Genomic DNA, 26555 nt, shown 5'->3' on the forward strand with positions numbered 1-26555 from the left:
TGGCGCAGTCTCGGGGGCGCGACCGGGCCTGGGCCCGGTGTCCCGCGCGGAGCGGTCGGCCGGCCAGGGGCGGGCCGGTCCGGGCCATGAGCCGCGCCGGCGGGGCGCCCGGGCGCCGGCTGCTGCCGGGGTGCGGACAGGCGGGTCTCGGGTCGCACCCGCCGGGTGGCTCCCCGCGCCGGCGGGGCGGAAGGCTCGGGGGTGGGCTACCAGCGGAAGGTGCGCATGCGCATTTGTTGGCGCATGCGGGCCGCGCGGGCGCGGCGGGGTTGGACGCGGTCGCGCAGTTCGCGGGCCTCCATCAGGTCGCGCAGGAACTGCGCGCGTCGCGCTCTGCGCTGCGCCGGGGTTTCCGGCGCGTCGTACTCGTCGCTCTCGTCCGTCGGCTGCACGTCGGGCATCGGCCACCACCCCGGGCTGGTCCGGTCGTCCTCCTCCGCCGGCGCGAAGCAGTCCCCCCGCACCCCACCTTCCCCCCGATGGCCGGATTGATGCCACTCAAGCGCAGGTCAGACAGGTGGGACAGGTGAGACGGGGCAGACGGTCACGTGCCGTCGTCCTTGAGTGTCGGGACGACGGCCACCGGGCCGTGCGCGTGCTGGAGCACCGCGTTCGCCACCGACCCGATCAGCAGCGACCGGACGCGCGGGTGGTGGCGCCCCACCACGACCAGGGCCGCCGACCGCGAGGCGTCCACCAGCCGCCCCGCCGCGTCCCCCGGCACCGCGGCCTGCTCGACCGGCACGTCCGGGTACCGGGCCCGGAACGGGTCCAGCCGCTCCGTCTGGGCCCGCAGCATCTCCGTCTCGGCCGGCACCGCCTCCACGCCGTCCGCCAGCCCCTCGGGCGTGATCACCGCGAAGGGCGAGTCGATCAGCGCGACCGGCGAGGGCGGCACGGCGTACGCCGAGACCACCTGGACAGCGGTCCCCCGCGCGGCCGCTTCCGCGAAGGCGAAGGCCACCACGTCGTCGGCCGTCTCCGCCGCGTGCAGTCCGAGCACCACCCGGCCGGCCGATGCCTCCTCGGAGGCGGCCGCACTCCGCGCCTCGTGCGGGACCACCACCACCGGGCACGGCGCCGTCGTGGCCACGGCCCGGCTGTTCGAGCCGAGCAGCAGCGTGGCGAACCCGCCGCGCCCCCGGGACCCCATCACCAGCATCCGGGCGCCCGAGCCGATCACCCGGAGCGCCTCGGGAACGGAGCCCTCCAGGGACTCGTACCGCACCTCCGCCGGCAGCTCGGGGGCCCGCGCGAGGAGGGTCCGTAGCTGCTCGGTCACCGGATCGACGAATTTCGTCCGCTCGGAGGCGGCGTCGAGGGCGGCGCGCCGGCCGGCGTACAACTGGGAGTGGTCGGGCAGCACATGGGCGACCATCAGCCCCGTGTCGTGCCGGATCGCCGCGGCCCGGGCCCACTCCAGGGCCCTGAGGCTGTGCTCGGATCCGTCGACGGCCGCGATCACCATTCCGTTGCCCGTCACTGCGTTGCTCACCCGTCAAGGGTGCGGGGCATCGCGGCCGGGCGCATCCCGGGCAGCCCGCATCCCAGCCCGCGTCCCAGCCCGTGTCCGAGCTCGCACCCCAGCTCGCACCCCAGCCCGCATCCCAGGCAGTCGGGCCGTCGTACACCCGCGCGGACGCTTCGGGTCCGCTCACCGCGTAGCCTTTTGGGCGTGGGTCGCGTGTTGCGGCCGTTTGCGCAGGTCGCAGGTCGAAAACCCGAAGCTTGAGTCTTGGAGGATGTTGTGCGTTTGCAGGTCGTCGATCACCCCTTGGTGGCGCACAAACTGACCACACTGCGCGACAAGCGCACCGACTCCGCCACCTTCCGGCGGCTCGCCGACGAGCTGGTGACCCTGCTCGCCTACGAGGCCACCCGCGACGTGCGCACCGAGCAGGCCGACATCGACACCCCGGTCGGCCCGACCACCGGCGTGAAGCTGTCGCACCCGCGCCCGCTCGTCGTCCCGATCCTGCGCGCCGGCCTCGGCATGCTGGACGGCATGGTGCGCCTGCTGCCGACCGCCGAGGTGGGCTTCCTCGGCATGGTCCGCAACGAGGAGACCCTGGAGGCCTCCACGTACGCCACGCGCATGCCGGAGGACCTCTCCGGGCGCCAGGTGTACGTGGTCGACCCGATGCTCGCGACCGGCGGCACCCTCGTCGCGGCGATCCGCGAGCTCATCAAGCGCGGCGCCGACGACGTCACGGCCGTGGTGCTGCTGGCCGCGCCCGAGGGCGTCGAGGTCATGGAGCGCGAGCTCGCGGGTACGCCGGTGACGGTGGTGACGGCCGCCGTGGACGAGCGGCTCAACGAGCAGGGCTACATCGTGCCGGGCCTGGGCGACGCGGGCGACCGCATGTACGGCTCGGCCGAGTAGGACGCGCGATGTACGGCTCGGCCGAGTAGGCCGAGTAGGCCGAGTAGGACGCGCGACTCACGCGAGTCGGATCAGCACTTCTTGGTGGGCGCGGGCACGGGCGCGGGGTTGGCCAGTACGGCCAGCGCCTTGTCCGCGTCCTCCTTGGTACTGAGCTCCTTGAAGGCGTCGCCGAGGATCAGGTCGATCTCCTCGGTCTCGCGGGTGTCGGTCTGCTGGGTGGCCCCGGCGAGCTGGGTTCCGAGGACGGAATAGGCCGCCTTGTCGGTCGTCGGGGAGCCCAGCAGTATTCCGGTGCCGGGCACCTTCTTGTCGAAGTCGGCGGGGGCGTTGCCCACGTCGACCACGACGAAGCCGCGTTTGCGCAGTTCGTCGCCGACGGCCTTGGCCAGGCCCGCGCGCGGGGTCGCGTTGTAGACGTTGACCTTGATCTCGCCGGGCGGGGGCAGTACGACAGCCGGTTTGGGCGACGCGGCCGGGCCGGCCTTGGGCGCGGTGGTCGGACAGTCCTTGGTGCCAGCGGCCGTGTTCCGCTTGGCGGTGTCGCCGCGGAACACGTCGATGAGCTGCAGAGCCCCGTAGCCGAGCAGGGCGAGCGCGAGGACCGATCCGAGCAGGGCGAACACGATCCGACGGCGTCGCCGCGGACGGCTCATGCGGGGGTAGGCGGCTCCCGTTACGCGGTACTTTCCGCCCATGCCGGGGGGAGTGAGCATGCTCATGGGCGCAGCGTAGTGCGGTACCGGAACGATGCCTACTAAATGATCTGTTGATCGGGTAAGGCAGACCCGAAAGGCGCAATCAGTCCATCTCAAGGACGCGTGCGTGCAGCACCTGGCGCTGTTGCAGGGCCGCGCGCACGGCGCGGTGCAGCCCGTCCTCCAGGTAGAGGTCGCCCTGCCACTTCACGACATGCGCGAAGAGGTCGCCGTAGAAGGTGGAGTCCTCGGCGAGCAGCGTTTCGAGGTCGAGCTGGCCCTTGGTCGTCACGAGCTGGTCGAGCCGGACCGGGCGCGGGGCGACATCCGCCCACTGCCGGGTGGTTTCCCTGCCGTGGTCGGGGTACGGCCGCCCGCTTCCGATGCGCTTGAAGATCACACGGAAAGCCTACCGGGCCGGTGCCTGCGGGCGCAGCCTCGCATTCAGGGTGCAAAAGTGGCAATCAGCCCTAATTCGGGAGTGATCATGAGCGAGAGCAGCGACCCCGCGTCCCCGGCCGATCAGATCGCCGCCGGGTACGCCTTCACCGGACCCGCCCTCGAACTGGGCGCCCTGCTCTGGGACGGCGCCTGCCTGCCCGACCGGCAGATCCGGATTCCGCTGTCGATGCTCAACCGGCACGGCCTCGTCGCGGGCGCCACCGGCACCGGCAAGACCAAGACGCTCCAGCTCATCGCCGAGCAGCTGTCGGCGGCCGGCGTCCCCGTCTTCCTCGCGGACATCAAGGGCGACGTGTCCGGGATCTCGGCGCCGGGTGTGGCGAACGAGAGGGTCACGGCGCGGGCCGGGGAGGTGGGCCAGACCTGGGAAGCCACCGGCTGTCCCAGCGAGTTCTACGCACTGGGCGGGATCGGCTCCGGCATTCCGGTGCGGGCCACCGTCACGGGCTTCGGCCCGGTGCTGATGTCGAAGGTGCTCCAGCTCAACCGGACGCAGGAGCAGTCGCTCGGCCTGATCTTCCACTACGCCGATGCCAAGGGCCTGGAGCTGATCGACCTCAAGGACCTGCGGGCGGTCGTCGCCTTCCTCGTCTCCGACCAGGGGAAGGCCGAGCTCAAGGGCATCGGCGGGCTGTCCACGGCGACGGCCGGGGTGATCCTGCGGGCACTGACCGCCTTCGAACAGCAGGGCGCCGGGGAGTTCTTCGGGGAGCCCGAGTTCGACACCGCCGACTTCCTGCGGACGGCCCCGGACGGGCGCGGGCTGGTCTCCGTACTGGAACTCCCGGCGGTCCAGGACAAGCCGCAGCTGTTCTCCACGTTCCTGATGTGGCTGCTGGCCGATCTCTACACGGACCTGCCGGAGGTCGGCGACCTGGAACAGCCCAAGCTGGTCTTCTTCTTCGACGAGGCGCACCTGCTGTTCAACGGCGCCTCCAAGGCCTTCCTGGAGTCCCTCACCCGGACCGTGCGGCTGATCCGCTCGAAGGGCATCGGCGTGTTCCTGGTGACCCAGACCCCGAAGGACGTACCCGCCGACGTGCTGGCCCAGCTCGGCAACCGGGTGCAGCACGCGCTGCGCGCCTTCACCCCGGACGACGCCAAGGCGCTCAAGGCCACCGTGAAGACCTTCCCGAACTCCCCGTACGACCTGGAGGAGCTGCTGACCCAGCTGGGCACGGGCGAGGCGGTGATCACGGTGCTCAGCGAGAAGGGCGCCCCGACCCCGGTGGCGGCGACCCGGCTGCGGGCCCCGCGGTCGCTGATGGGACCGATCGAGGCGACGGCCCTGGAGCGGGCCGTGACGTCCTCCCCCCTCCACGCGCGGTACGCCGAGCCGATCGACCGGGAGTCGGCGTACGAGAAGATCAGCGCCGAGCAGGCGGCCGCCGAGGCCGAGGCCGAGGCCGAGGCGGCCGCGGCGGCCTCGGCGGAGGCGGAGAAACAGGCGGGGGCGGAGCGGAAGACCGCCCGGGGCGCGCCGCCGAAGCCGGAACCCTCGCTGGCCGAACAGGTGGTGGGGAGCGGACTCTTCCGCTCCCTGACCCGCTCGATCGGGACACAGCTGGGCCGGGAGATCTCCCGCTCAATCTTCGGCACGGCCAAACGCCGCCGATAGCTCCGCAGGTGGCACGGAACCCCCGGGGGCCGCCCTACTCCCCGGGTTCGCCGCACCTGCCCGGATCCGGGCGACCCCCGCCGGGCGCCCCCCGGGCGACCCCCCCGGGGGGCGCCGGGGACCTGCCGGGGCCCGGGCCCCGGAATCCCCGGGCCCCGGAATCCCCGGGCCCCGGAACCCCCGGGGCCCTGCCCGCCCGGCCCCCGCGCGGGCCCCCCGGGCTGCCCCGGGTCTGCCCCGGCGGCCCGGCCGGGGGGCGGGCCAGGGCGTGGAGGGTGTGGGGGCCCGTTGGGGTGACGGAGATTGACCAACCGGGTGCGCGCGGGGCGGGGGTCGCTGAGAGACTCGGGGTATGCGGACCGAACTCACCGATACCACGTCCAGCAAGATCGACCGGGCCCTGCTCGAAGCCCGCAGGGCCGTCGGCAGCCCCACCATGGGCCTGGTGCTGACACTGGTCATCGCCACCGACGAGGAGAACGCGTACGACTCCGTCCGCGCGGCCTCCGAGGCCTCCCACGAGCACCCGTGCCGGATCATCGTGGTGATCAAGCGGACCTCGCGCGGCCCGCACAAGCTCCGGCAGACCCGGCTGGACGCCGACCTGCGGATCGGCTCGGACGCCGGGTCCGGGGAGATCGTGATGCTGCGCCTGTACGGGGAGCTCACCGAGCACCCGGGCTCCGTGGTCCTGCCGCTGCTGGTGCCGGACGCGCCGGTGGTGGCCTGGTGGCCGGCCGACGCCCCCGCCGCCCCGGCCCAGGACCCGCTGGGCGCGCTGGCGCAGCGCCGGATCACGGACGCCGACGCCTCGGCGGACCCGATCGCCGCGCTGGAGGCGCGGGCCGCCTCCTACGCCCCCGGGGACACCGACCTCGCCTGGACCCGCCTGACCCCCTGGCGGGCACTGCTGGCCGCCGCGCTCGACCAGAAGCCGGTCCCGGTGACGGGCGGCGCGGTGGAGAGCGAGGCCGACAACCCGAGCGCCGAGCTGCTGGCGCGCTGGCTGAGCGACCGGCTCCAGGCGCCGGTGACCCGGGTGCCCACCGACGGCCCGGTCATCACCGGCGTCCGCCTCGACACCACGGCCGGGGAGATCCGGGTGGACCGCCCGAACGGAACCCTGGCCACGCTGATCCTGCCGGGCGCCCCCGACCGCACCGTGGCGCTGAAGATCCGCAGCACCGCCGAGCTGCTGTCGGAGGAACTCCGGCGGCTCGCCGAGGACCTCGTCTACGCGTCGGCGCTGCGCGCGCGCCCGGCCCAGGCCTCGCTCTCCGCGTAGTGGTTGTCGTAGGCGGGCTGGCTGTCGATGATGTCCTGCACCGTGGCCTCGCCGGCCCGGACCCGGCCGAGGAGCCGGTAGTAGTCGAAGCGGGCCATGCCCGGGGTGAACCCGACGAACACCTCGGCGGTCCGGCCCGCCGCCGGCGCGAAGGCGTGCTTCACGCCGGGCGGGACGGTGATGAAGTCGCCCTTGGACAGGGTGTGTATCTCGTCCCCGATGAGCACATCGAGCTCCCCGTCCGTGACGTGGAAGAACTCGGTCGCCTTGGTGTGGAAGTGCACCGGGGCGCCGGCTGCGCCGACCTCGAAGCTGGCTGTGTTGCAGGTGAGTTCGGGGGTATCGGTGAGCAGGGTGATGAGGCTGCCGGGGCCGTCGGAAATGGCTTCGGCGGTGACTGCGCGGGTCAGGTTCTCGGTCATATTCACGATGCTAGGCGGCACCACTGACAATCCCCGGGGGCGGTCAGACGGTCCGTCAACTCGGCTTCGCCGTACGTCAGACCGGCGGCTTCTTCGCCTTGGCGGCGGCCTTCTGCTCCTGCTTGTACGCCCGTACCTTGGCCAGCGATTCCGGGCCCGTGATGTCGGCGGCCGAGCGGTACACGTTCGCCAGGCCGTAGCCCCCGGCGGCCTCCCGCCAGCCCTCCGGGCGGACGCCGAACCGCTTGCCCAGCATGGCCAGGAAGATCTGCGCCTTCTGCTCCCCGTAGCCGGGCAGCTCCTTGAGCCGCTTCAGCAGCTCCTCGCCGGTCCCCGCGTCCCTCCAGATCGCCTCCGCGTCCCCGTCGTAGTGCTCCACCAGGTACGCGCACAGCTGCTGGATCCGCTGCGCCATCGACCCGGGATAGCGGTGCACGGCCGGCTTCCGCGAGAGCAGCGCCGCGAAGGCCTCCGGGTCGTACGCGGCGATCGCTTGCGCGTCCAGATCGTCCGCCCCGAGCCGCTGGGCGATGGTGTACGGCCCCGAGAACGCCCACTCCATCGGGACCTGCTGGTCGAGCAGCATGCCGACGAGGGCCGCGAGCGGGCTCCTGGCCAGCAGCGCGTCGGCCTCCGGCTGCTGCGCCAGCCGCATCGTGATGTCCTTGTCCATGGCTCCAGCGTCCCCTGTCGGCGCGCTCCGCGCGCGGGCGGCGCACCGCCCCCCTAGCGTGTGTCGGGTACGCCGTCGTACACGACACAGGAGTCGATCGACCATGAGTGAGTTTAAGGAAGGCGCCCCGTGCTGGGCGGACGCGATGTTCGCCGACGTGGAGGGTGCCAAGGCCTTCTACGCCGACGTGCTGGGCTGGACCTTCGGCGAGGCGTCCAGCGAGTTCGGCAACTACACGCAGGCCTATTCCGGCGGCAAGGCGGTCGCCGCCGTCGTTCCGCCGATGCCGGGCGGGGAGGCGCCGTCGCAGTGGTGTCTGTACTTCGCCTCGCCCGACGCGGCGGCCACCGCCGAGAAGATCAAGGCGGCCGGCGGCGAGCTGATCATGGAACCGATGCAGGTCGGCACCTTCGGCACCATGCTGATCGCGAAGGAGCCGAGCGGCGCGGTCTTCGGCGTCTGGCAGCCGGATGAGCACAAGGGCTTCGAGAAGATGGGCGAGCCGGGCTCGTACGCCTGGGCGGAGGTCTTCACCCGTGAGCCGGGCAAGGCGGACGCGTTCCTGCCGAAGGTCTTCCCGTACGGCGTCCAGAAGATGGAGCCCGGCGACGACCCCGAGATGGCCGGGATGGACTTCAAGATCTTCCACGTGGGCGGCCCCGAGAACCCGGTGCTCGGCCGGATGAAGATGAACGACGACTTCCCGCCCGAGATCCCCTCGTACATCCAGGTCTACTTCGCGGTCCCGGACTGCGACGAGGCGGTCCGCAAGACCCAAGCGCACGGCGGCAAGCTCCACTTCGGCCCGATGGACAGCCCGTTCGGGCGGTTCGCGGCGGTGACCGACCCGCAGGGCGCGGCGTTCGCGGTGATCGACATGACGAAGACGGTCGGCGAGATGCCGAAGTTGTCGAACGCGTAGCCGTAGCCGCATCCGTGGCGCGGGGCGCCTGCCGGGCGGCGGGCGCCCTTCTGCGCGGGTTGAGCCGAGTCACTCGGTGGCGGGCTGGGCCCGGGCCTTCTTCAGGAGTTCCCCGTAGGGTGTCTGCGCCATTGATCCAGTCACCTTTTCGAGACCGTACCGTTGCCTGTCTTCTTTGTTCGCGGCCGGGTTATTGGGGTCAAAGGGCCTCCTTTCGCCCGGGGGTGCCACATCCGCGTAAATGTATGGCCAGCTGCCATTGGGCACCCACCACAATGTGATGCGCTGCCGCCCGCGCATCACATTGAGAATCTCGTCGCTGTTCGATATCTCGGATTGATATCTGCGATATTCGCCGCTGGGTCCCTCGGGGTCATCGTCTTTGTGTTCTTTGCGGAGATTCCCAGCCTCCTTCTTGGAGCGTTCGTAATCAGCCATCAATTTCATTCTGTCTTTCCTGACCACGTACACCTCGGCCTGGGCCTTGACTGCGTCAACATCGCTGGGCTTGTCAGGATTCTTGATCACGACGACCTCGTCCCGCGCAAGTTCTTCTCCTGGGTTCAACGTCCGCCCTGGCGGCGCGACGAACTCGCCGGAGGAGATCAACTTGTATTTCAAATTCTTCGCGGACCTGCCGTGGATCCAGTAGATACTGCCGAGGATGTAGACGGGGACCTGACCAGAGTTCTTTACCGTCAGATGTACCGGGAGGTACATACTCGTACCTTCCCTGTTCAGGCTTGGTGCTCTGAATTCAGCCGCAGTCTGTATCAGTGGAGATGTCACATAGGGCACATAGACTTGCGAATATGCCAAGTTGGTGATGGCGAGGAAGGCGGAGACGAGTGCCCCGATCGCGATTCGCTTCGGATTCCGAATGCCCTTCCATGCCCGACCGCGGACCAGTATCCAAAGAGCCCATACAGACCAGACCGTGAGGATGATCCACAGCGGAAAGTAGCGGGTGTACACTCGGCTGCCGATCTGCACTATGAGCATCATGAAGCTGAAGCCGAGGGCGATTGAGGCTCCGAGCAGGACGGCTATGCCCGAGTGTTTTATTTGCCGCTTGCGCCAATGATCGAGGGTGGCTACTGCGGCAATCATTTCGACCAGGGCCAAGAAGAGGAAAGTGGCTCCTGCGAGGCGCCCGGCATAGGTGAGGGCATTGAGAATGTCCGCTATCCCGATCTTGACGAGCATGAGGCAGGTCGTCAGGAGGCCGACGGCCATGAGGGTGCCGATGGTGCGTCGCCGCCACGGGCGATCCGGCCAGACAGTGCTGTCCCCACCAAGCCAATGGATGTCGTGCCCGAACGCAATACCAGCGTGACGCAGGAGTCTCTGCAGCTCCCCGGGGGACCGCACCTTGCCTGCGGTCTTGTCGTTGATCACGACCCGCCGCAAGCCGAGGTCGTCTGGTGCCCCTACGGTTACCACGGGCGTGTTCGCCATGACACCAGCCTGCGGCTTGCGCGAGGAGAACGCCCCTGGAGGGCCCGCCGTGCGAGTGTCTTCCTTGCGACGGCGGCGTACGCCTGTCACCCGATCGGAGTACCAGGGTGCGCACTTGGCCGTGCGGGGCGAAGCTGGTTGTGAGGTGTCGCTCTTCCCTACAGGAGCTTCCCATGCGTACACGACTTCTCGGGTTCATCGCCGCCGTGATGCTGGCCGCCCTTGGCGCCATGAGTCCTGTTGCACAGGCTGCTGCCGTACCAAGTGTCGATGCACAGACGTGTATGACCGGTGGCGGGACCGTGCAGTACGACTCCGCCACCAGTTTGTGGACCTGCATGGGCGGCTCGCATGACGGAGAACCGGTCCCCTGATACGTGGGTGATCGGCGCGCGGCGGCCGACATGCCGTCGTTCGTACGCGCCGGAGCCACAGCGCAGTCGGAGAATCCATTCTCCAGTCATCGAAGATTCGGCCGAAAGCCGTACAAGGTCTCCAAATCCGGCGATCGCTCGACAACGACCTGTAGATACAGGGCAAGCGATCACGCCGTGTGAAGGAGGCCTTTGTGCCCACGATCCAGCCCCTGCCCCCAACCAGAGCCAGGCGCACGTATGCGAGGGCCGCGATCGCGGCCGCCGGTGCCGCCGGGCTGATCGGCGCACTGGGACTGGCGAGCCCCGCGCCCAGCTATGCGGCGGCGGAAGGTCAGGCGATCTTCTCCCAGCCGGGTGAGTTCCGCTTCAACCCGCCCTCCGGAGTCACCGAGTTGACCTTCAGCTTCTGGGGCGGAGGCGCGGGCGGAGGCGGCGGCCAGAGCGGCGCCGGAGGGGGCGGTGGCGGAGGCGGCGGGACGCCGTCCGCGAGCCTCGGCGGCGCAGGCGGCGGCGGGGCCGGTGTCGGCGGAGGCGGAGGCGGCGGAGGCGCGGGCGGCAACGGCGCGTTCCTCCAGTGCTCCATCGACCTTACGCAGGTGCCCCCGAACGCCTCCTTCGCCATCAAGGTCGGGTGGCCGGGCGGGCCCGGAGACCCGGGCGAGATCGGCAAGGGCGGGGCCGGCGGCAAGGCAGGAGCTGCCGGAAGCGGCGGAGGGTGGGCCTGGAAGGCCAAGCCCGGCACGGAAGGTGCGCCCAGCGAGGTAGCACTCATTCCCGTCCCGAATGGGGACCGGATTCCCCTTGGCACCGCGAACTCCGGCAAGCCGGGCGACGGCGGCGGCAACGACACGCTGTGGACCGGCGGCCATGGCGGCGGGGACGCGACCGGCACGCAGCCGGGTGGCGGCGGCGACGGCGGCAAGGGCGGCCAGGGAGGCGCGGGCGGCGCGGGCGGGAAGGCCGCCGACTACGAGTACCCGGGCGGTGAATGCACCACAGTCGCCGACGGCGCGCCGGGCGACGTCGGCGGCAACGGCAAGGCCGGCAACAAGGGGAAGGCCGGAGGAGGCACCACCGGCCAGATCGAGGGCCTCGGCGGCGACGCCGGATCGGGCGGCGGCAACATCGGCCCCGGCGGCAAACCGGAGTTCACCGTGCACGGCAGTGGCGGTAAGGGCGGCAGCGGTGGCACTGGAGGCAAGGCCGGTCCCGGAGGAAACGGCAAGCGGGCCGGCTACCCCGGAGTCGCCGCCAAGGGCGGCGGCACCGGAGGCCCCGGCACGCAGGGCAAGGCCGGTACGGAAGGCGAGTCCGGCTACGTGATCGTCAGCTGGAACACACCCTGACCGACAGGCAGTGAACTGCCGGTCAGTTTCCGGCCAGTTGCCGGTGGACGCACTCCGTGTACTGCCGGAAGCTGTCGAGCCGGTAGCACTCCTGTGTCTGGTTGGCGTACCAGACGAAGAAGAAGCCGGCCAGGACGGCCACGACGATCGCGAGGACCGACGTGACCACGCCGGTGACGGCCTTGGTCCGGCCGGTTCCGGTCCGTCCGCTCTTCTTCAGGGCGACGGAGCCCAGGATCAGGCCGAGGACGCCGAACAGGCCGCCGATGAAGACGATCGAGGTGCTCAGGCCGATCACGCCCAGCGCCATGGCGGCTCCTGCCGGTCCGTTCGCACCGCCCGATGCCCGGGGGCGGGTGGAGGTGGAGTACGGGGCGGTCTCGGCGGCCCACGTCGAAGTCGTGGATACCGTGCGGTTCGGCGTCATTTCTCTTCCCTGTATTTCTCTGCCCTGCATGTGTCCGCCCCGCGTGTTCATCGGGCGTCCTCCGGTCAACTGCTCAGGGTTCGATCCTGGCTGTCCGGGACATGGCCGCGCATCGCGGAAAGGCGGGAGAAATGCCTCCCCCGATCGGGGGAGGCACCCCGGCGAACCGCCTGGTCATACTGGCTGACTATGATCAGGGGAATCGGGCCGCTCTTTCGCGGCTCCACTTATTCGGGCATGCTTTTCGCCTATTGCGGCGCACTGGCGAGCCTGACGCTGTTGCCTTTCGCGCTTCTGCCGACGCTGGCGTGGCCGTCCGCTCCGTACGGGTTGAAAGCCGTCCTCGTACTCCTGGTCTGGGCGGCACTGATCGGCGCGGTCGGGCTGGCCCGCACCGCTCGACGCGCGCTGATCGCGTTCGCCCGTCAACTGCTGAAGGTGCCGCTGCCGGACCCCGTGCCGGTGTCCTTCGGCGCCGACCGCCTGCGGACGCCTCTCTGGCTGCTGCTGCACGTGGCCCTGGGGTGGGCGGGAGCGCTGGTCAGCGGCGTGCTGGTCCTCGCGGGCCTGACCCTGCCGGGGAATTGGTTGCGGGCCGAGGCGGGCCTGAGTCTGTTCGGCTGGACGGTGCGGGCGGACGGCGGCCCGCAGAACTGGGTGGTGGCGCTCTGCTGCCTGCTGCTTGCGGCGGCGGTGTGCGCGGTGGTGACGAGCGCTCTGCGGTGGCTGGCTCCGAAGCTGTTGGGGCCCTCACCGAACGAGCACCTCGCGCTGGCGGCCGAGCGGGAGCAGAAACTGGCCGAACGCAACCGGCTGGCCCACGAGTTGCACGACTCGATCGGCCACACCCTGACGGCGACCACGATCCAGGCGGCGGTGGCGGGCGAGGTGCTCTCCGCCGACCCGGCGGCGGCACGGGCCGCCCTGCGCAGCATCGAGGACTCGGCGCGGGCCGCGCTGGAGGACTTGGACTACGTCCTGGGCGTACTGCGCGAACAGCGGGCGGAGACGGCCCCGACCCGGACCCTGGCCGACCTGCCCGAACTCCTCGACCGGCTGCGGCACACGGGCACGGTGGTGGAGCAGGAGCTGTCGGGCGAGTGGGCGCAGGTGCACGGGACTCTCTCCCGGGCGGCGTACCGGATCCTCCAGGAGGGGCTGACGAACGCGTTGCGGCACGGGGCGGGCGGGCCGATCGAGGTCCGGGTGGCGGCCGGACCGGACGGCCTTGAGCTCGGTGTGCTCAACAGGACCGGGGCGGAAGCGAACAGCGGTCCGCGTCCCTTCCCGACGTCCGGGCACGGCCTGCCCGGCCTGGCCGAGCGCGTGCGGCTGCTGCACGGTGAGTTCGAGGCCGGCCCGCACGGGTCGCAGCACTGGCAGCTGGTGGTCCGGCTGCCGGTATGGGTGTAGGCATGACCGGCTCCGAGGAGACGGCCGCCGCCCCGGCCGACACCGCCCCCGACACCGCCGCCCCCTCCCCCGTCACCCTCCTGATCGCGGACGACGACGAGGTGACCCGCAGCGGTCTGCGCACCCTGCTCGCCCTGCAGCCGGGGATCGCGGTGCTCGGGGTGGCCGCCGACGGGGTCGAGGCGGTCGAACAGGCGTTGCGGCTGCGGCCGGACGTGGTCCTCATGGACGTACGGATGCCGCGCCGCAACGGAATCGAAGCCACGCGGCAGTTGCTCGCAGAGGCGACCGAACCGCCGAGGGTCGTGGTGATCACCACCTTCGAGAACGACGACTACGTCACCGCCGCGCTCAGCGCGGGAGCCAGCGGCTTCGTCCTCAAGCGGCTGCCGGTCCGGCAGATCGCGGAGGCGGTGCGCGTGGTCGCCGCGGGGGACGCGATCCTCTTCCCGGCGGCACTCGGCCGGATGGTCACCGCCCGACCGCTGGGCTCCGCCGAGGCGTTGCCGAAGGCGGCGCTGACGGGGCGGGAGGAGGAGGTGCTGCGGCTGATGGCCACCGGCCTGTCCAACCCGGAGATCGCGGAGGTGCTCACGGTGAGCCAAGAGACGGTGAAGACGCACGTCGGGAACGTGCTGACCAAGCTCGGCGCGCAGAACCGGACCCACGCGGTGGTGATCGCGTACGAATCCGGGCTGGTGGTCCCGGGATTCGCGGGCTGAAGCGGAGTGTTCCTCGCGGCCACTATTGCAAGAGTGCTTCCATGTGGCGCGCGGCGTCGTCGGACGCCTCATCGGGTGTCCGGCCGTTCTCGCGGGCGACCATGTACGCGGCGTACCAGTCCCACCAGTGGTGCTCGGGGGCGGATGCCTCGTACGGGCCGTGGTGCTCCTCCGTCTCGCGCAGAAGTTCTGTCAACGCGGCTACGTCCACGGCGAAAGCCTCCTGAGTCGTCACCGTCCGGGCAGTCGCTCCCGCACCTCTTGCAGTACCCACCCGTTTCCGTCCGGGTCGCTGAACGAGGCGTAGGAGGCGTAACTGCGGCCCTCTGGATCGCGGCCGTCGACCCGTACTTCAGCGCCGGTTTCGTAGACCTTGTGGAAGATCTCGCTTACCTGGACACCGCGGCCGGCGAGGTCGGCGCGGGCTTTGTCGAGGTCGGAGACCACGAGGTAGGCCTCTGCGGATCCAGGCGCCGCGGAGACGACCCCGCGGCCGAAGATGATCGAGCATTCCGACCCAGGCGGCGTCAGCTGAACGATCCGGAACTCCGGGCCGGCCTCGAAGTCCGCATCGAGCCGCCATCCCAGGCTCTGGTAGAAGCGCAGGGCACCGTCGACGTCAGCGACGGGGATGATGTGGACCTCGATCTTCATGTCCACGGTCGGCTCTTTGACGCCGCCCTGTGCGCCGCCCTGCTCTTGAGTGCTCATATCGTTCTCCTGCACCCGATGCCCAGAAATCCAGCGGCCAAGTTCCACGTTAGACCGACGGGATACACGGTGCACCCGGGAAGAACCCCGGGCCTAGGCGGCGGGGCGGCCCTGTTCGACGCAGAACTTGCATCTGCCGGGGGTCGGGCCGTGGAAGCCGCGGTCGCAGGCCTGGCAGTTCTGGACCGGGTCCGGCCGCACGAAGGCGGGACTCCGGTGGACCGGCCCCAGGATCGGCGGCAGCTGGGCCGCGAGGCGGTAGGCGATCAGGCCGGCCGGGTTGAGGGTGGGGACGGGGAGGTCATGGGTGAGCGCGGCGGTCACCGCGTCCGGGGAGGCCCCGCGTTCCAGCCAGGCCTCGACCCCGCCCGCGAGGCGGTGGATGTCCCGTTCGCCGAGCAGCAGACGGTGGTTCACCCGGCGGAGTCCCGCGAGCAGGGCGACGGCGGCCGCGCGGCGGGCGGGGTGTGCGTCGCCGCGGGGCGCGGGGAGCGGCGGAGCCGGGGCCGCGGCCCGAGGGAGTACCGCCGGGGGCGCGGGGACGGGGGCCGCGGGTGGCGGGGTCGGTGCAGGTGCAGGTGCAGGTGCCGGTGCAGGTGCCTCGGCGAGCTTGGGTCGGCGCGGCCGGGCGGGCGGGGGCGGGGGGTCCTCCGGGTCCGGTACCGGGGCGACGGCTCCCGGCTGGTTGTAGGACACCGTTCGGGTGATGATCTGCCCGCTCGGCAGCTTCTCCCGCTTCCGGCTCAGGTAACCCGCCCCCTCCAGCTCCCGCAGCGCTTCCGCGATCCGAACCTCGCCCTCGGGGAAGCGATCTGCCAGCAGCTTGATGCCGATCCGGGTTCCGGTGGGCAGCGACTGGATGTGGGAGGCGAGCCCGATCGCGGCCAGCGAGAGCGTCTCGTGCTGGGTGAGGTGGTTCCCGATCACCGTGAAGTGCGACGTCTGCGGCACGTTGGCGTGCCGAATGCCGGACGGGAAAACCGTGCGCGCGTTAAAGTGCTCAGAAGCCATTGGGAAGGTTTCGCTTCCTCGTTGGTCAGGCCCTCGTTCGGGATTGCCGTCCCGGCGGGGGCCGTCTCATGTCTGGGGTTGTCGGGGCGAGCATATGCCAGCCAAGCCCCCGCATTTCCAGCCCAGTTCGGGCATGTCACCCGTGTGGGTGACGGGGCCGCCGGGGAAGGCTGGTAGGGGAGGGTGGGGTTCTTTCCCCCGGTTCTTTCTCCTGAAAGGAAAGATCGCGTCCCGCCGGATCGCGTGGGCCCGCGATCCGGCGAAGCAGGGCCCGCACCTGCGATTCAGCACATCAGTTCGGCCCATACGGACTTCCTCGGAGCGGGCCCGCAGGCGCTCCCCCAGCGGTCGGAGAGGGCGTCCACGATCATCAGTCCGTAGCGCGGCTCGCCCGGGAGCTTGTCGGCCCGGGTGTCCGAAACCTCGATCCGGACCCGCCCGGCCCCGGTGACGCTGAGTGCGAGATGGAAGTCCCGGCCGGGAACCTTGCCGTGGGTGACGGCGTTCGCGCAGAGCTCCGAGACGACCTGCGCCGCGTCATCGAACAGAAGTCCCCATGAGCGGAGTTGCTCGACCGTGAGCAGCCTGGCCAGACGGGCCGCCCGGGGGGTGGCGGAAAGCTGCACGGCGAAGTGGAGTTGAGTATTCACGTCACACAGAGTGTCCGTCCGTGCGTACGCTGAGAAGTCGCGGAGGCCTCCTGTCCGAGGGCTGTCCAACTATGTCCGGACTGTCTGACGGGGCCTGCCGGGTACGGGAGGGCGTATGAGCCTGGAAGAGCACAGCTGGTCCGTGGACCCGGAGGACGAGCAGGGCGCGGCCGTGGTCGCCGCGCTCGGCCGCCAGATGCGGGCGCGGCGGGAGGCGTTGGGGGTAAAGGTCGCGGAACTGGCCTCGCGGATCGGGTACGGCGAGGACCTCGTCTACAAGGTCGAGGCGGGCAAGCGGATCGCCAAGCCGGAGTATCTGGTGGCGGTGGACGAGGCGTTGAAGGCGGGCGGCCTGATCCGTGCCATGCGGGAGGACCTGGCTGGGGTCCGCTACCCCAAGAAGGTCCGCCAGCTGGCGAAGCTGGAGGCCGGGGCGATCGAGATCGGGGCTTATCGCATCCACGGCATCCATGGCTTATTGCAGACGGAGGAGTACGGACGGACCCTGTTCGAGATGCGACAGCCGGCCTATTCGAAGGAGGAGGTGGAGCGGTTCGTCGCCGCGAGGCTCGCCAGGAAGTCGCTCTTCGATCGCGATCCGCCTCCCGCGCTCAGCCTTGTCCAGGAAGAGGCCACCCTCCGTCGCCGGATCGGGGGCACAATGGTGTGGCGTCGCCAGCTCGAACACCTTCTGGAGCTGGTCGACTTGCGATACCTCTCGTTCCAGGTCATGCCGCTCAGCTGTGAGGTTCACGCTGGGATGGATGGCGGGATCGAGGTGCTGAAGTTCGCCGACGGGTCGGCGATCGGGCGCTCCGAAGGGGCATTCAACGGACGGCCGGTCTCTGACCTCAAGCAGCTCAGATTCCTTGAGCTGCGCTTTGGAATGATCCGAGCCCAGGCCCTCTCGCCACAGGGGTCACGGGTGTTCATCGAGGACTTGCTGGGAGAGTAATGAGCGCCGAACTGGGCTGGTTCAAGAGCACCTACAGCGACGGCAGCGAGGGCGACTCCTGCGTCGAGGTGGCGGCCACCCCCGGAACGATCCACGTCCGGGACTCCAAGAACATCCCCGGCCCGCAGCTCGCGGTGAGCGGCACCGCCTGGGCCGGGTTCGTCGCGTACGCCTCCGAGGGGTAGGGGTAAGAGATGACCGGCGAGCTGGACTGGTTCAAGAGCAGCTACAGCGACAGCAGTGAGATCGATTCCTGCGTCGAGGTCGCCTGGCGCAAGAGCAGCTACAGCGATAGCAGCGACATCAACGACTGCGTCGAGGTGGCGGCCGGCCCCGGTGCGGTGCACGTCCGGGACTCGAAGAGCATCGGCACCGGCCCGCAGCTCGCGGTCAGCGGCACCGCCTGGGCTGGGTTCGTCGCGTACGCGTCCGGCGGGGTCTGACCGCAGCGGCCAGCCGCCCGGGTGGTTCCGGGGCGGGGATGTGACGGGTTGAACGCGCGGCCAGCGCAACGGCTCGTAGCGTCGATCTTGTGCGGTTCCACCGGACCGGACGAGGCGTCTACGTAAGAGGGTCGAACCAGTCATGAGCCTGAGCATCCGCAACCAGATCGCGGGCACCGTCACCTCCGTCACCTCCGGCGAGGCCATGACGGTGGTCAAGGTCCGGCTGGAGGGCGGTCAGGACATCACCGCTGCCATCACCACCGACGCGGTCAAGGACCTCGGCATCGCCGAAGGCTCCTCGGTGAAGGCGCTGGTCAAGGCGACCGAGGTCGCCCTGGCCACCGGTCCCGTCGAGGGCGTGTCCATCCGTAACCAGCTGGCCGGGACCGTCGCCGAGGTGGCCGTCGGCCCCGCGATGGCGTCCGTCAAGGTGGACGTGAGCGGCGGCGGTCTCACCGCCGCCGTCACCAGGGAGGCCGTGGACGCGCTCGGCCTGGCCGCCGGCTCGTCCGTCGTCGCGCTGATCAAGGCGACCGAGATCAGCCTGGCCACCGTCTGAGGTCTCAGAGGCCAATGAAAGCCGTGGGGGAAGCCGACGGCGGCTTCCCCCACGGCCGCGTTCACCCCTGGTCAGAACGCCAGGGCGGCGGCGGTACCGGCGCCGGTGCCGGTGCTGGCGTCCTCCAGCGGGTACGGCGCGAAGTGCGCGTTGTCCTTGCAGCCGAGGTTCTCGTACGTGTTCACCTTGGTCTCCGGATCCGTCTTGACCAGGTGGTACTTGCAGGCCTGCTTGATGTACCGCCCCTCGACCCCGCCCGGGAAGTCGATTTCCTTGTTCCACAGGTACGGCGACGTGTACCCGCTCTTCCAGGCGGTGGCGTTCACGTCGATCCCGCCCGGGGCGTCGATCTCGTAGACCCACCCCGTCTTGGCCGCGCCGTAGGTGGCGAACTTCTGGGCCACCCACTTCTCACAACTGGTGCTGAGGTGCGCGGTGTTCTGTCCGCCGCCCTTGACGATGTACTCGGACAGTGGGGTCAACTCCGCGCCGCGCGGGGTGAACCCGGTGCGGAAGAGGTCCTCCACGGTCTCCCGGGTGTCGCCCCGCCAGAGCGTGTTGTGGTCGTCGCGCCACTGCCAGTCCTCCGCCCGGGCGGCGGCCTCGACGGCCTGGGCGATGAACGGGTTCGTCGTCGTGCTCCACCAGTCCGTCCCCCGGTACTCGGCGACGGGCCCGCACGGGCCGGTGTCGGGTGCGGGGGCGGCGGCAGCGGCCGGCGCGATGGCGGCGACGGTGGAGAGCGAGGCGGCGGCGAGGACCTGCAGAGCGGCCTTCAACATGGTGAGTGCCCATCAGTTGATCAACGTGACGGGCCCTTTTATAGCGACATGTCGGAGTCCCGATCGAGACCGCCCGAAGCGGATCACCCAGACGAGTGCATCGGCCCGCAGATGCCGATGCCGCCGCCGTGCCGATCGCTGCCCACGGGTGTCGCCGGGCTGCGGGACACGCCCTTGCCCGACATGCTTCACCGCTGGGCGACCTGAACCTGTGGCGGAGGGCTCAGGATGGCCCCGTCCGGACGGGGCCGGACGAGGGCGAATGAGACCAGGACGGGCGGCCTGACGGCGTCAAGGTCGCCGGTACCGGCCAAGAGGTACGAGTGCCTGCTGGCTCTCTCATATCGACGAACACGAGGATCAGCCACGGTGGCAAGATCCTCCCGTATTCGTCATCGGGAGTCTTGTGGGTTCCGCGGTCGGTAACTCCATCAGGCGGCGCCAGGCGGCGCGTGACACCCAACCACGATGGATGGTCGACGGCCCAGGAGAGGTGGCGCCCCGCTTCGGTCGGCCGTGCCGCGCCGCCGCCACACTTGCTGCGCCCCAGTGATCCACACCGCTTCCCGGCATGCGCCGGTGTCGGCTTGGGCTTGGGCGGGGCGCTTCCTGACGCTCCCGCCGCAACTTCATCGGCCGTGAGCCTTGCGAACCTTCCGGATCTCGAAGATCCATCGCATCACCTGAGCTTGTGTGTTGCGACAGCCGCTAGAACTCAAGGCGATGTGGCGGGGGCTCTACTGCTCGGGGTTCACTTACTCGGGCAATTGCGCTTGTCGTGCCCGTGGTAGTGACACACGCTGCACTTCCCAGCGTTGGGAGAGACGTCGCACGTCCGCTTGTCGTGCCCTCCCTCACCGCACCAAGAGCAAGTGCGGGTCCCGCTCGCGCTCATCTTTGTCCTCCGTCTTGTCCGCGGCTAGCCGCCCTCGTGCGGGGAGTTTAACGCTGCGAACGCGTTAGTTTGGCGTTTTGTCAGACTGCTGAGGCTCCCGACCTTCCACTTTCGGGCGGGTGGCCCTGCTGTTCGAACAGCCGTATGGGTCAGGTGAGTTGGGCGCTGCGCGGTGAGACCCGGATCCTCCCCGGCCGTTTGGGCGTCTGGTGGCTGCCGCCTTCATCTGCGTACTGGCGGCCGGCTGCGCCGGGGAGGCTACTGGTGGTTCCTTCGGCAAGGGTGGCGGCGCTGGAATGCCCGATCCCGCCAAGAACAGCCCTGCGGCTCTGGTCATGGACCTGGAGCTGCTGGAAGCCGCGCTCCCCAGGGGGATCAACATGCCAAGGGGGCTGGAGGAGCGCAGCACGCACAGCTGGGACATGTCGAATCCCGCCATCTGCCAGTCCAACGGCTGGCGAGACGAGATGTGCGCCGAGGCGATCGCGGTGGCTGCGGGTGGTGCCACCGATTACCGCACGCAGAACGTCATCGTTCAGATGATCTCGTTCAACGACGTAGCCGCAGCCGAGCGCTTCTTCAAGGGGACGGGCACGGAGGACGATCTCGGCGCCAACCCTCCGGGAGACGCCATCGACGGCTACGCGCTGCCGCCTGGAGACGCCGGGTGGACGGGCCGTGGCATCACAGTGCGGCAGGGCTCGGTCATCGCGAAAGTCGAGTACGCCTGGACACCGGGCGGTGAGGTGCCGGACCGGCTCATGGACATCACCAGGACGGTGGTGGACCGCGTAAAGCAGGCCCAGAGCGGCAAGAATCCGACAGCCTCGCTGCGCTGAGTAGTGGCTGCTCTCGGGGCAGGGCTCAGGACCAGGCCGTCGCCGGACAGGCTGTACGCGCCAGTCAGCGCCGTCCGTGAGGATGCCCACGTTACCGCTGGCCGACCTGCTCCGTACGGGTGCGGACGTATCCGCCGAGCTGCTTTACGGCGTCCTTGAGGATCGCAGCGCTCCGCAGGTTGGCGGGCAAGCATGGCGCGTCCACCGCAGATGACCACTGCCGCAGCCGCCCAAAATGATCAGCTGTTCGACCCGGTGCGAGTTCCGCCTGTCCGGTTCAGGAGCCCGACGGACGGCAACTGAGACCACGGAACGCAGAAGGCCCCGGCCGGTTTCCCGGTCGGGGCCTTCAAGTGCCCGGTGAGGCACTGGCGGAAGATACGGACCGCTGCTGGAGCACTAGCTGGTCTTGAGAGATCCTGCGAGTGCCTTGTTCTTCACGATCTTCTGCATTCCGGGTCTCTTCGCGACCCGCTGCATCCGTTCCCAGGCCCGGATGTCTTGGAAGTGGTTGGGCACTTCGACGCCCCGGCCGCGGGCGTACTCGATGAGGATGTTGACGATCGTCACCGTTCGGCCGCGTCCGGGGAGGGCACTCCCTGCCAGGTAGGCAGCGATCTTGTCCTCCTCGTACCCGGTTCTGGCAGAGATGAGTTCCACACTTGGCGAACCGGCAAGACGCCGCAGAGAGCGGAGGCGGTTCGCGAGCGCCGTCCTGAAGTCGCGCGGACTCGCCCCGGCGAGGCCTTGTTCTGAGCTCCCCAAGAGCAGATCGATGGAGCCGGCCAGTTCGTAATCCGCGAGTCGGACGGATCTTTTCCTGGCTTCCTGCGGCCGGTCCGGATCCATCGGGGAGTCGCTTGATTTGGTGCGGTGCCGTGCGGGTCTGCTGAGCGTCTCGGCGCAGGTCTCATCCAACCGCTGCGTCTCAGGGACGAAGATCTTATAGTTCTGGCCGGTGAGCTTGAGCGTCTCGCCATCGACATGCTGCCAAAAGATCTGCTCAGTGGCGGGGTTGAACAGCATGATGACGACTGGGAGCGAGTGCTTGTGCCAGTACACGACGTGGCGGGTATCGCAGTAGTACCACCAGCCACCCTCCCCCGGAGAAGCAAACTGACTGGCCCCTGACTTGAGCTGAACGGCAAGGAGTCGACCGGTCCCCAGGCCGACGCTGCCAGGAGTCAGGCCCGCGTTGTCCACCACCTCAAGGTGTGCATCGACCCCGATGTCGCTAGTTTCCTGTTCCCGGAAGAGCCAGCCCAGTTGCGTGGACACCAAGTAGGCGGCTCGGGACACACCAGCCCGGTCGACCAGGTGGGTGGAATGAACGTTAGGCACAGAGCATCCCCATCCAACGTGCTCCGGAGCGCAGCGAGCTACAAAGGCACCAAGCGTAGGCGGTCGGACCGACAGGGTGGGAAGCTCGCTCCCTCTGGTTCAGCAGTGCCTCGTTTGGCTGGGGCGCTGCCCGCTGAACGGTGACGGCGTGGCCGGGGCCCAGCTGAAACCCGGAACGACGAAGGCCCGGCCGTGCGAGACGGTCCGGGCCTTCGATCGAGGCTTCGTTCGGCGGAGGTCGTACTCGCCCTGAGCATTCGGGTTGGCCCCGTACGAAGGGCCCAGGAGGGAGGCGAATGAGACCAGAATTGAGACCAGCCTGCCCCCGCTGCCGACGATCACCGCGAGACGGCCGGAACCGGTGGGGTGAGTGAGGATCCCCGCACTGGGCCTTCTCGCCAGGAAAAGCAGGGTGGCGTCAAACTCCCGCCGCTCGAACAGTCATGAGGCCGCGGCGGCGCTGACCGCAGCGACGTACAGCCACTCTCGGTGTGCCGTGGGTGTCGAGGCCGGACGCAGTCGATGGCGACTCGGCGGATGGGTTCCGTCAAAGCTCGGATTCGGGTCGTTCTCGGCCCTCTCCAGGGTTGTCCGGCCTAGGGTGGTCTTCAGGCATGGGCCCGTGGACCAGAGCGTGGAGGAGCCGATCATGAGCACTGCCCCGAATCTGCCGCTCCCGCCGCGCAGACCTGAGGAGCCTCATCCGCTCCGGACGATCCGGGAGATCCGGGAGTCTCTGCCCGAACAGCAGCTCGGGCACTTCGATGCCGAGCTCGCCGACACCGACATCGATGCCCTGCCCGACATGCTTCACCGCTGGGCGACCCTGGGCAGCGACGGGTTTCTCGAACGGCTCACGACGGCGCCGTTCGAGGGGCTGGAGTTCGGGCAGCGGTCCTACGACGACGAGGCGGATGGCGAGTGATCTATCTGCTCGACACCAATGTGGTCGCCGAGATCACCACCCGGCCGAAGCCTGCCTCGGCCGTCGTAGCCTGGGCTCGGTCTGTTCCAGCTCCTGCCCTCTATCTGAGCGTCATCACGATCGCGGAGATCGAGGCGGGCATCCAGGGGACGCCGGATCTGGTGCGGCGTACCGCTTTCGAGCGGGCGCTCGCGGACATCCGTGATCAGTATCGCGACCGGATCGCCACCGTCGGAGAGCGGGAGGCACTCGCCTACCTCGCTCTTCACCGGAGGCTCAAGAGTGCCGGGACCAGCATCGATCCCCCAGATGCGCTGATCGCCGCCACCGCGCTGGCGAACGACTGGACGCTGGTGAGCCGCAACATCAAGCATCTGGCGCGATCGGGCGCACTCCTGCTGAACCCTTGGGAGCACGAGGGATAGGCCATCGAAGCCGAAATGTGGCGGATCATCCGGTTGTGCGGCAAATAACTGAGACTGGAACTGAGACCAGGGAACGCAGAAGGCCCCGGCCGGTTTCCCGGTCGGGGCCTTCAAGTGCCCGGTGAGGCACTGGCGGAGGATACGAGATTCGAACTCGTGAGGGGTTGCCCCCAACACGCTTTCCAAGCGTGCGCCCTAGGCCACTAGGCGAATCCTCCGCCGCAAACAATACAAGACGTTGAGGGGTGCTCGCGAACGTGATCGTCGGGCGGGGGCTGGGCGGGGACCAGGTGGGGGTGCGGGTCGATTCTGGGGGTGGGGATCCGCTAGGGTGGGCTCAGCCCCTCACGTGGCGCTATCTCACCCAACTCCCCCAGGGCCGGAAGGCAGCAAGGGTAAGTGGGCTCTGGCGGGTGCGTGGGGGGCGCTTTGCGTTCTCGGGCGGTGCCGGTGGAGGTCGGCGGGCCGCTGTTGTCGGTGGGCCCGGATAACCTCGTAGACGTGTCGTCCCTTGCGCTGTACCGCCGCTACCGCCCCGAGTCGTTCGCCGAGGTCATCGGACAGGAGCATGTCACTGTCCCCCTGATGCAGGCCCTGCGGAACAACCGGGTCAATCACGCGTACCTGTTCAGCGGTCCGCGCGGCTGTGGCAAGACCACCAGCGCGCGCATCCTGGCCCGCTGCCTGAACTGTGAGCAAGGTCCCACCCCCACACCCTGCGGGGAGTGCCAGTCGTGCAAGGACCTCGCCAGGAACGGGCCGGGTTCGATCGACGTCATCGAGATCGACGCGGCCTCGCACGGTGGTGTGGACGACGCCCGTGACCTGCGGGAAAAGGCCTTCTTCGGCCCCGCCGCCAGCCGGTACAAGATCTACATCATCGACGAGGCCCACATGGTCACCTCGGCGGGCTTCAACGCTCTGCTGAAGGTGGTCGAGGAGCCGCCGGAGCACCTCAAGTTCATCTTCGCCACGACCGAGCCCGAGAAGGTCATCGGGACCATCCGGTCGCGTACGCACCACTACCCCTTCCGGCTGGTGCCGCCCGGCACCCTGCGGGACTACCTGGGCGAGGTCTGCGGGCGGGAGGGGGCCACGGTCGAGGACGGCGTGCTGCCGCTCGTCGTCCGCGCCGGGGCCGGGTCGGTGCGTGACTCCATGTCCGTCATGGACCAGCTGCTCGCCGGCGCCACCGACCAGGGTGTGACGTATGCCATGGCGACCTCGCTGCTCGGATATACGGACGGTTCGCTGCTGGACGCGGTGGTGGACGCCTTCGCCGCCGGTGACGGCGCCGCCGCCTTCGAGGTCGTGGACCGCGTGGTCGAGGGCGGGAACGACCCGCGCCGGTTCGTCGCCGACCTGCTGGAGCGACTGCGCGACCTGGTGATCCTGGCCGCCGTGCCCGACGCCGGGGAGAAGGGGCTGATCGACGCCCCCGCCGATGTCGTCGAGCGGATGCAGGCCCAGGCCTCCGTCTTCGGGGCGGCCGAGCTGTCGCGCGCCGCCGACCTGGTCAATACGGGGCTTACGGAGATGCGCGGCGCGACCTCGCCCCGGCTGCAGCTGGAGCTGATCTGCGCCCGCGTGCTGCTTCCCGCCGCCTTCGATGACGAGCGGTCCTTCCAGGCGCGGCTCGACCGCCTGGAGCGGGGTGGCATGGGTGCGGCCGTCCTGGCCGCCCCGCCCGCCGCCGGGCCCGCCATGGGGTACGTGCCGGGGCCCGAGGCGCACGGCATGGCGCCCGCCGGGCCCGGTGGCGGTGTCGTGGCCGCGCGGGCGGCCGTACGGGGTCCAGGGCCGGAGGCGACGGCTCCGCCCGCCCCGGTTCCGGTTCCGTCGGCCCCCGCTGCTGCCCCCGCCCCGGTTCCGTCAGCCCCCGCCCCCGCCCCCGTTCCGTCGGCCGCTGCCGCTGCCGCGCCTGTCCAGGCACCGCCGCCGGCCGCACCCGCTCCCGCCACCCCCGCCCCCGGGGCCTGGCCCGGTGCCGCGCAGCCCGGGTCCGGGGCCCCCGGCGCCTGGCCGGGAGCCGCCACTCCGGGCGCTCCGGCCACTCCGGGCGCTCCCGCCGCCCCGGCCACTCCCGCCGCCCCGGCCCCGACGGCTCCCGCCGCCGGTGCCTGGCCCAGCGCCACCGCACCCGGGACGGGGGCCCCCGCGCCCACCCCCGCGCCCGCCGCTTCCGCCCCCGCGGAGCAGCCCGCCGCACCGTCCCCCGGCATGGCCGCCGGCGTCGGCCAGGTCCAGGCGATGTGGCCCGGCGTACTGGAGGCCGTCAAGAACCGCCGCCGCTTCACCTGGATCCTGCTCAGCCAGAACGCCCAGGTCACCGGCTTCGACGGGACGACCCTGCAGCTCGGCTTCCCCAACGCCGGAGCCCGCGACAACTTCGCGAGCAGCGGCAGCGAGGATGTGCTCAAGGCGGTCCTGGCCGAGCAGTTCCAGGTCAACTGGAAGATCGACGCCGTGGTCGGCGGGGGCGGCCAGCCCGCGCCCCAGGGCTCCTACGCGGCTCCGCCCGCGCCCGCCTACGGCCAGCCGCCCGCCGCTCCGGCGGCGCCGTCCCAGCAGGCCCCGGCCCCGCAGCAGCCGCGGTACCAGCCGCCCCAGCAGTCCGCTTCCGCGCAGCAGCCTCCCGTACAGCAACAGCAGGCACCGCCGCCGGTCGCGCCCGAAGACGACGTACCGGAAGAGGATGATCCGGATCTCGTCGAGAGCGCGCTGACCGGACACGACCTCATCGTGCGCGAGCTCGGAGCCACCGTTGTAGAGGAATATACGAACGAGTAGGGCCGTCTCATTGGGTGGCC

29 protein-coding genes, 1 tRNA gene and 1 other RNA gene are annotated in these 26555 nt (G+C 70.0%); 16 read left to right on the plus strand and 15 right to left on the minus strand.

The window, feature by feature from the left end; translation table 11 throughout:
* Positions 1 to 206: 206 nt before the first annotated feature.
* Positions 207 to 401, minus strand: a complete 195-nt coding sequence (locus MTF65_RS15880; protein ID WP_243629421.1) for a hypothetical protein — start codon at positions 399 to 401, stop codon at positions 207 to 209.
* Between the two features lie 143 nt (positions 402 to 544).
* Positions 545 to 1495 (minus strand): universal stress protein, encoded by a 951-nt coding sequence (locus MTF65_RS15885; RefSeq protein ID WP_308407174.1) that lies wholly within the window; start codon positions 1493 to 1495, stop codon positions 545 to 547.
* A 252-nt stretch (positions 1496 to 1747) separates the two neighbouring features.
* Here MTF65_RS15885 and upp point away from each other — a divergent pair, with 252 nt between their 5' ends.
* Entirely contained in the window at positions 1748 to 2383 is a 636-nt protein-coding gene (gene upp / locus MTF65_RS15890; RefSeq protein ID WP_243629340.1) for a uracil phosphoribosyltransferase, read from the plus strand.
* Positions 2384 to 2454: 71 nt separating this feature from the next.
* On the opposite strand, the gene MTF65_RS15895 is transcribed toward upp, so the two are convergent.
* Together MTF65_RS15895 and MTF65_RS15900 are read right to left on the minus strand one after the other, a co-directional pair.
* Positions 2455 to 3105 carry a LytR C-terminal domain-containing protein gene (locus MTF65_RS15895; protein ID WP_243629341.1) on the minus strand — a complete coding sequence of 217 codons (651 nt, stop codon included), beginning with the start codon at positions 3103 to 3105 and terminating at the stop codon, positions 2455 to 2457.
* Between the two features lie 79 nt (positions 3106 to 3184).
* Positions 3185 to 3481: a type II toxin-antitoxin system VapB family antitoxin gene (locus tag MTF65_RS15900; protein ID WP_008740979.1), complete on the minus strand. Its 297-nt coding sequence runs from the start codon at positions 3479 to 3481 to the stop codon at positions 3185 to 3187.
* Positions 3482 to 3568: 87 nt separating this feature from the next.
* On the opposite strand from MTF65_RS15900, the gene MTF65_RS15905 reads away from it, so the two are divergent.
* Positions 3569 to 5161, plus strand: a complete 1593-nt coding sequence (locus tag MTF65_RS15905) for a helicase HerA-like domain-containing protein (RefSeq protein WP_243629342.1) — start codon at positions 3569 to 3571, stop codon at positions 5159 to 5161.
* 352 nt (positions 5162 to 5513) lie between these two features.
* Entirely contained in the window at positions 5514 to 6446 is a 933-nt protein-coding gene (gene opcA, locus MTF65_RS15910) for a glucose-6-phosphate dehydrogenase assembly protein OpcA (RefSeq protein ID WP_243629343.1), read from the plus strand.
* On the opposite strand, the gene MTF65_RS15915 is transcribed toward opcA, so the two are convergent.
* A complete protein-coding gene (locus MTF65_RS15915) occupies positions 6395 to 6868 on the minus strand; it encodes a cupin domain-containing protein (RefSeq protein WP_243629344.1) in 474 nt (157 codons plus the stop codon). The two genes, opcA and MTF65_RS15915, sit on opposite strands and share 52 nt — an antisense overlap.
* A 76-nt stretch (positions 6869 to 6944) precedes the next feature.
* Complete coding sequence (locus MTF65_RS15920) at positions 6945 to 7541, minus strand: HhH-GPD-type base excision DNA repair protein (RefSeq protein ID WP_243629345.1); 597 nt, start codon at positions 7539 to 7541, stop codon at positions 6945 to 6947.
* 103 nt (positions 7542 to 7644) lie between these two features.
* Between MTF65_RS15920 and MTF65_RS15925 the strand changes: the two genes are divergently transcribed.
* Complete coding sequence (locus MTF65_RS15925; RefSeq protein WP_243629346.1) at positions 7645 to 8463, plus strand: VOC family protein; 819 nt, start codon at positions 7645 to 7647, stop codon at positions 8461 to 8463.
* Positions 8464 to 8532: 69 nt separating this feature from the next.
* Here MTF65_RS15925 and MTF65_RS15930 read toward each other — a convergent pair whose 3' ends face one another.
* A complete protein-coding gene (locus MTF65_RS15930; RefSeq protein WP_243629347.1) occupies positions 8533 to 9921 on the minus strand; it encodes a Yip1 family protein in 1389 nt (462 codons plus the stop codon).
* Positions 9922 to 10489: 568 nt separating this feature from the next.
* On the opposite strand from MTF65_RS15930, the gene MTF65_RS15935 reads away from it, so the two are divergent.
* Positions 10490 to 11644 carry a hypothetical protein gene (locus tag MTF65_RS15935; protein ID WP_243629429.1) on the plus strand — a complete coding sequence of 385 codons (1155 nt, stop codon included), beginning with the start codon at positions 10490 to 10492 and terminating at the stop codon, positions 11642 to 11644.
* Between the two features lie 22 nt (positions 11645 to 11666).
* Here the strand turns inward: MTF65_RS15935 and MTF65_RS15940 are convergent, their stop codons facing one another.
* Positions 11667 to 12071 (minus strand): DUF4190 domain-containing protein, encoded by a 405-nt coding sequence (locus MTF65_RS15940; protein WP_243629348.1) that lies wholly within the window; start codon positions 12069 to 12071, stop codon positions 11667 to 11669.
* 279 nt (positions 12072 to 12350) lie between these two features.
* Here MTF65_RS15940 and MTF65_RS15945 point away from each other — a divergent pair, with 279 nt between their 5' ends.
* A complete protein-coding gene (locus tag MTF65_RS15945; RefSeq protein ID WP_279399104.1) occupies positions 12351 to 13484 on the plus strand; it encodes a sensor histidine kinase in 1134 nt (377 codons plus the stop codon).
* Between the two features lie 2 nt (positions 13485 to 13486).
* The gene (locus MTF65_RS15950; protein ID WP_243629350.1) at positions 13487 to 14206 is read left to right on the plus strand and encodes a response regulator transcription factor; all 720 of its coding nucleotides are present in this window, start codon (positions 13487 to 13489) and stop codon (positions 14204 to 14206) included.
* A 22-nt stretch (positions 14207 to 14228) separates the two neighbouring features.
* Here the strand turns inward: MTF65_RS15950 and MTF65_RS15955 are convergent, their stop codons facing one another.
* From MTF65_RS15955 to MTF65_RS15970, 4 genes are all read right to left on the minus strand, one after another.
* A complete protein-coding gene (locus MTF65_RS15955) occupies positions 14229 to 14441 on the minus strand; it encodes a bleomycin resistance protein (RefSeq protein WP_243629351.1) in 213 nt (70 codons plus the stop codon).
* Positions 14438 to 14917, minus strand: coding sequence for a VOC family protein (locus tag MTF65_RS15960; RefSeq protein WP_279399105.1), 480 nt, complete (start codon positions 14915 to 14917; stop codon positions 14438 to 14440). The genes MTF65_RS15955 and MTF65_RS15960 overlap by 4 nt, the downstream gene beginning before the upstream one ends.
* A 93-nt stretch (positions 14918 to 15010) precedes the next feature.
* On the minus strand, positions 15011 to 15868 hold the full coding sequence (locus tag MTF65_RS15965; RefSeq protein ID WP_243629352.1) for a helix-turn-helix domain-containing protein: 858 nt from the start codon (positions 15866 to 15868) through the stop codon (positions 15011 to 15013).
* A 344-nt stretch (positions 15869 to 16212) separates the two neighbouring features.
* The gene (locus tag MTF65_RS15970; protein WP_243629353.1) at positions 16213 to 16578 is read right to left on the minus strand and encodes an ATP-binding protein; all 366 of its coding nucleotides are present in this window, start codon (positions 16576 to 16578) and stop codon (positions 16213 to 16215) included.
* Positions 16579 to 16693: 115 nt separating this feature from the next.
* Here MTF65_RS15970 and MTF65_RS15975 point away from each other — a divergent pair, with 115 nt between their 5' ends.
* The 4 genes from MTF65_RS15975 (at position 16694) to MTF65_RS15990 (ending at position 18538) form a co-directional block, all read left to right on the plus strand.
* Complete coding sequence (locus MTF65_RS15975) at positions 16694 to 17533, plus strand: helix-turn-helix transcriptional regulator (protein ID WP_243629354.1); 840 nt, start codon at positions 16694 to 16696, stop codon at positions 17531 to 17533.
* Positions 17533 to 17718 (plus strand): DUF397 domain-containing protein, encoded by a 186-nt coding sequence (locus MTF65_RS15980; RefSeq protein ID WP_243629355.1) that lies wholly within the window; start codon positions 17533 to 17535, stop codon positions 17716 to 17718. Before MTF65_RS15975 ends, MTF65_RS15980 begins: the two co-directional genes overlap by 1 nt.
* Before the next feature lie 9 nt (positions 17719 to 17727).
* A complete protein-coding gene (locus MTF65_RS15985; protein WP_243629356.1) occupies positions 17728 to 17976 on the plus strand; it encodes a DUF397 domain-containing protein in 249 nt (82 codons plus the stop codon).
* A gap of 142 nt (positions 17977 to 18118) precedes the next feature.
* Positions 18119 to 18538: a molybdopterin-binding protein gene (locus tag MTF65_RS15990; RefSeq protein WP_243629357.1), complete on the plus strand. Its 420-nt coding sequence runs from the start codon at positions 18119 to 18121 to the stop codon at positions 18536 to 18538.
* Positions 18539 to 18609: 71 nt separating this feature from the next.
* Here MTF65_RS15990 and MTF65_RS15995 read toward each other — a convergent pair whose 3' ends face one another.
* Complete coding sequence (locus MTF65_RS15995) at positions 18610 to 19320, minus strand: hypothetical protein (protein ID WP_243629358.1); 711 nt, start codon at positions 19318 to 19320, stop codon at positions 18610 to 18612.
* A gap of 1104 nt (positions 19321 to 20424) precedes the next feature.
* Between MTF65_RS15995 and MTF65_RS16000 the strand changes: the two genes are divergently transcribed.
* Positions 20425 to 21054, plus strand: a complete 630-nt coding sequence (locus tag MTF65_RS16000; protein ID WP_243629359.1) for a hypothetical protein — start codon at positions 20425 to 20427, stop codon at positions 21052 to 21054.
* 399 nt (positions 21055 to 21453) lie between these two features.
* Here MTF65_RS16000 and MTF65_RS16005 read toward each other — a convergent pair whose 3' ends face one another.
* On the minus strand, positions 21454 to 22395 hold the full coding sequence (locus tag MTF65_RS16005) for a DUF4365 domain-containing protein (protein WP_308407176.1): 942 nt from the start codon (positions 22393 to 22395) through the stop codon (positions 21454 to 21456).
* Between the two features lie 649 nt (positions 22396 to 23044).
* Here MTF65_RS16005 and MTF65_RS16010 point away from each other — a divergent pair.
* Together MTF65_RS16010 and MTF65_RS16015 are read left to right on the plus strand one after the other, a co-directional pair.
* Entirely contained in the window at positions 23045 to 23320 is a 276-nt protein-coding gene (locus tag MTF65_RS16010) for a hypothetical protein (protein ID WP_243629361.1), read from the plus strand.
* A complete protein-coding gene (locus MTF65_RS16015) occupies positions 23317 to 23745 on the plus strand; it encodes a type II toxin-antitoxin system VapC family toxin (RefSeq protein ID WP_243629362.1) in 429 nt (142 codons plus the stop codon). The genes MTF65_RS16010 and MTF65_RS16015 overlap by 4 nt, the downstream gene beginning before the upstream one ends.
* Positions 23746 to 23875: 130 nt before the next feature.
* Here MTF65_RS16015 and MTF65_RS16020 read toward each other — a convergent pair.
* Positions 23876 to 23963 (minus strand) — tRNA-Ser (locus MTF65_RS16020).
* A gap of 118 nt (positions 23964 to 24081) precedes the next feature.
* On the opposite strand from MTF65_RS16020, the gene ffs reads away from it, so the two are divergent.
* An RNA gene (gene ffs, locus MTF65_RS16025) (signal recognition particle sRNA small type) lies at positions 24082 to 24180 on the plus strand.
* A 66-nt stretch (positions 24181 to 24246) separates the two neighbouring features.
* Positions 24247 to 26535 carry a DNA polymerase III subunit gamma and tau gene (locus MTF65_RS16030; RefSeq protein WP_243629363.1) on the plus strand — a complete coding sequence of 763 codons (2289 nt, stop codon included), beginning with the start codon at positions 24247 to 24249 and terminating at the stop codon, positions 26533 to 26535.
* Positions 26536 to 26555: the final 20 nt, after the last annotated feature.

This window comes from Streptomyces sp. APSN-46.1, from assembly GCF_022815725.1.
Taxonomy (GTDB): domain Bacteria; phylum Actinomycetota; class Actinomycetes; order Streptomycetales; family Streptomycetaceae; genus Streptomyces.

Coding starts and splice junctions, on each gene's coding strand:
- MTF65_RS15985 (WP_243629356.1), top strand. CDS start 17,728: ATGACCGGCGAGCTGGACTGGTTCAAGAGCAGCTACAGCGACAGCAGT.
- MTF65_RS15925 (WP_243629346.1), top strand. CDS start 7,645: ATGAGTGAGTTTAAGGAAGGCGCCCCGTGCTGGGCGGACGCGATGTTC.
- MTF65_RS15880 (WP_243629421.1), bottom strand. CDS start 401: ATGCCCGACGTGCAGCCGACGGACGAGAGCGACGAGTACGACGCGCCG.
- MTF65_RS15905 (WP_243629342.1), top strand. CDS start 3,569: ATGAGCGAGAGCAGCGACCCCGCGTCCCCGGCCGATCAGATCGCCGCC.
- MTF65_RS15920 (WP_243629345.1), bottom strand. CDS start 7,541: ATGGACAAGGACATCACGATGCGGCTGGCGCAGCAGCCGGAGGCCGAC.
- MTF65_RS15960 (WP_279399105.1), bottom strand. CDS start 14,917: ATGAGCACTCAAGAGCAGGGCGGCGCACAGGGCGGCGTCAAAGAGCCG.
- MTF65_RS16010 (WP_243629361.1), top strand. CDS start 23,045: ATGAGCACTGCCCCGAATCTGCCGCTCCCGCCGCGCAGACCTGAGGAG.
- MTF65_RS15940 (WP_243629348.1), bottom strand. CDS start 12,071: ATGACGCCGAACCGCACGGTATCCACGACTTCGACGTGGGCCGCCGAG.
- MTF65_RS15990 (WP_243629357.1), top strand. CDS start 18,119: ATGAGCCTGAGCATCCGCAACCAGATCGCGGGCACCGTCACCTCCGTC.
- opcA (WP_243629343.1), top strand. CDS start 5,514: ATGCGGACCGAACTCACCGATACCACGTCCAGCAAGATCGACCGGGCC.
- MTF65_RS15950 (WP_243629350.1), top strand. CDS start 13,487: ATGACCGGCTCCGAGGAGACGGCCGCCGCCCCGGCCGACACCGCCCCC.
- MTF65_RS15975 (WP_243629354.1), top strand. CDS start 16,694: ATGAGCCTGGAAGAGCACAGCTGGTCCGTGGACCCGGAGGACGAGCAG.
- MTF65_RS15930 (WP_243629347.1), bottom strand. CDS start 9,921: ATGGCGAACACGCCCGTGGTAACCGTAGGGGCACCAGACGACCTCGGC.
- MTF65_RS15895 (WP_243629341.1), bottom strand. CDS start 3,105: ATGAGCATGCTCACTCCCCCCGGCATGGGCGGAAAGTACCGCGTAACG.
- MTF65_RS15915 (WP_243629344.1), bottom strand. CDS start 6,868: ATGACCGAGAACCTGACCCGCGCAGTCACCGCCGAAGCCATTTCCGAC.
- MTF65_RS15980 (WP_243629355.1), top strand. CDS start 17,533: ATGAGCGCCGAACTGGGCTGGTTCAAGAGCACCTACAGCGACGGCAGC.
- MTF65_RS15995 (WP_243629358.1), bottom strand. CDS start 19,320: ATGTTGAAGGCCGCTCTGCAGGTCCTCGCCGCCGCCTCGCTCTCCACC.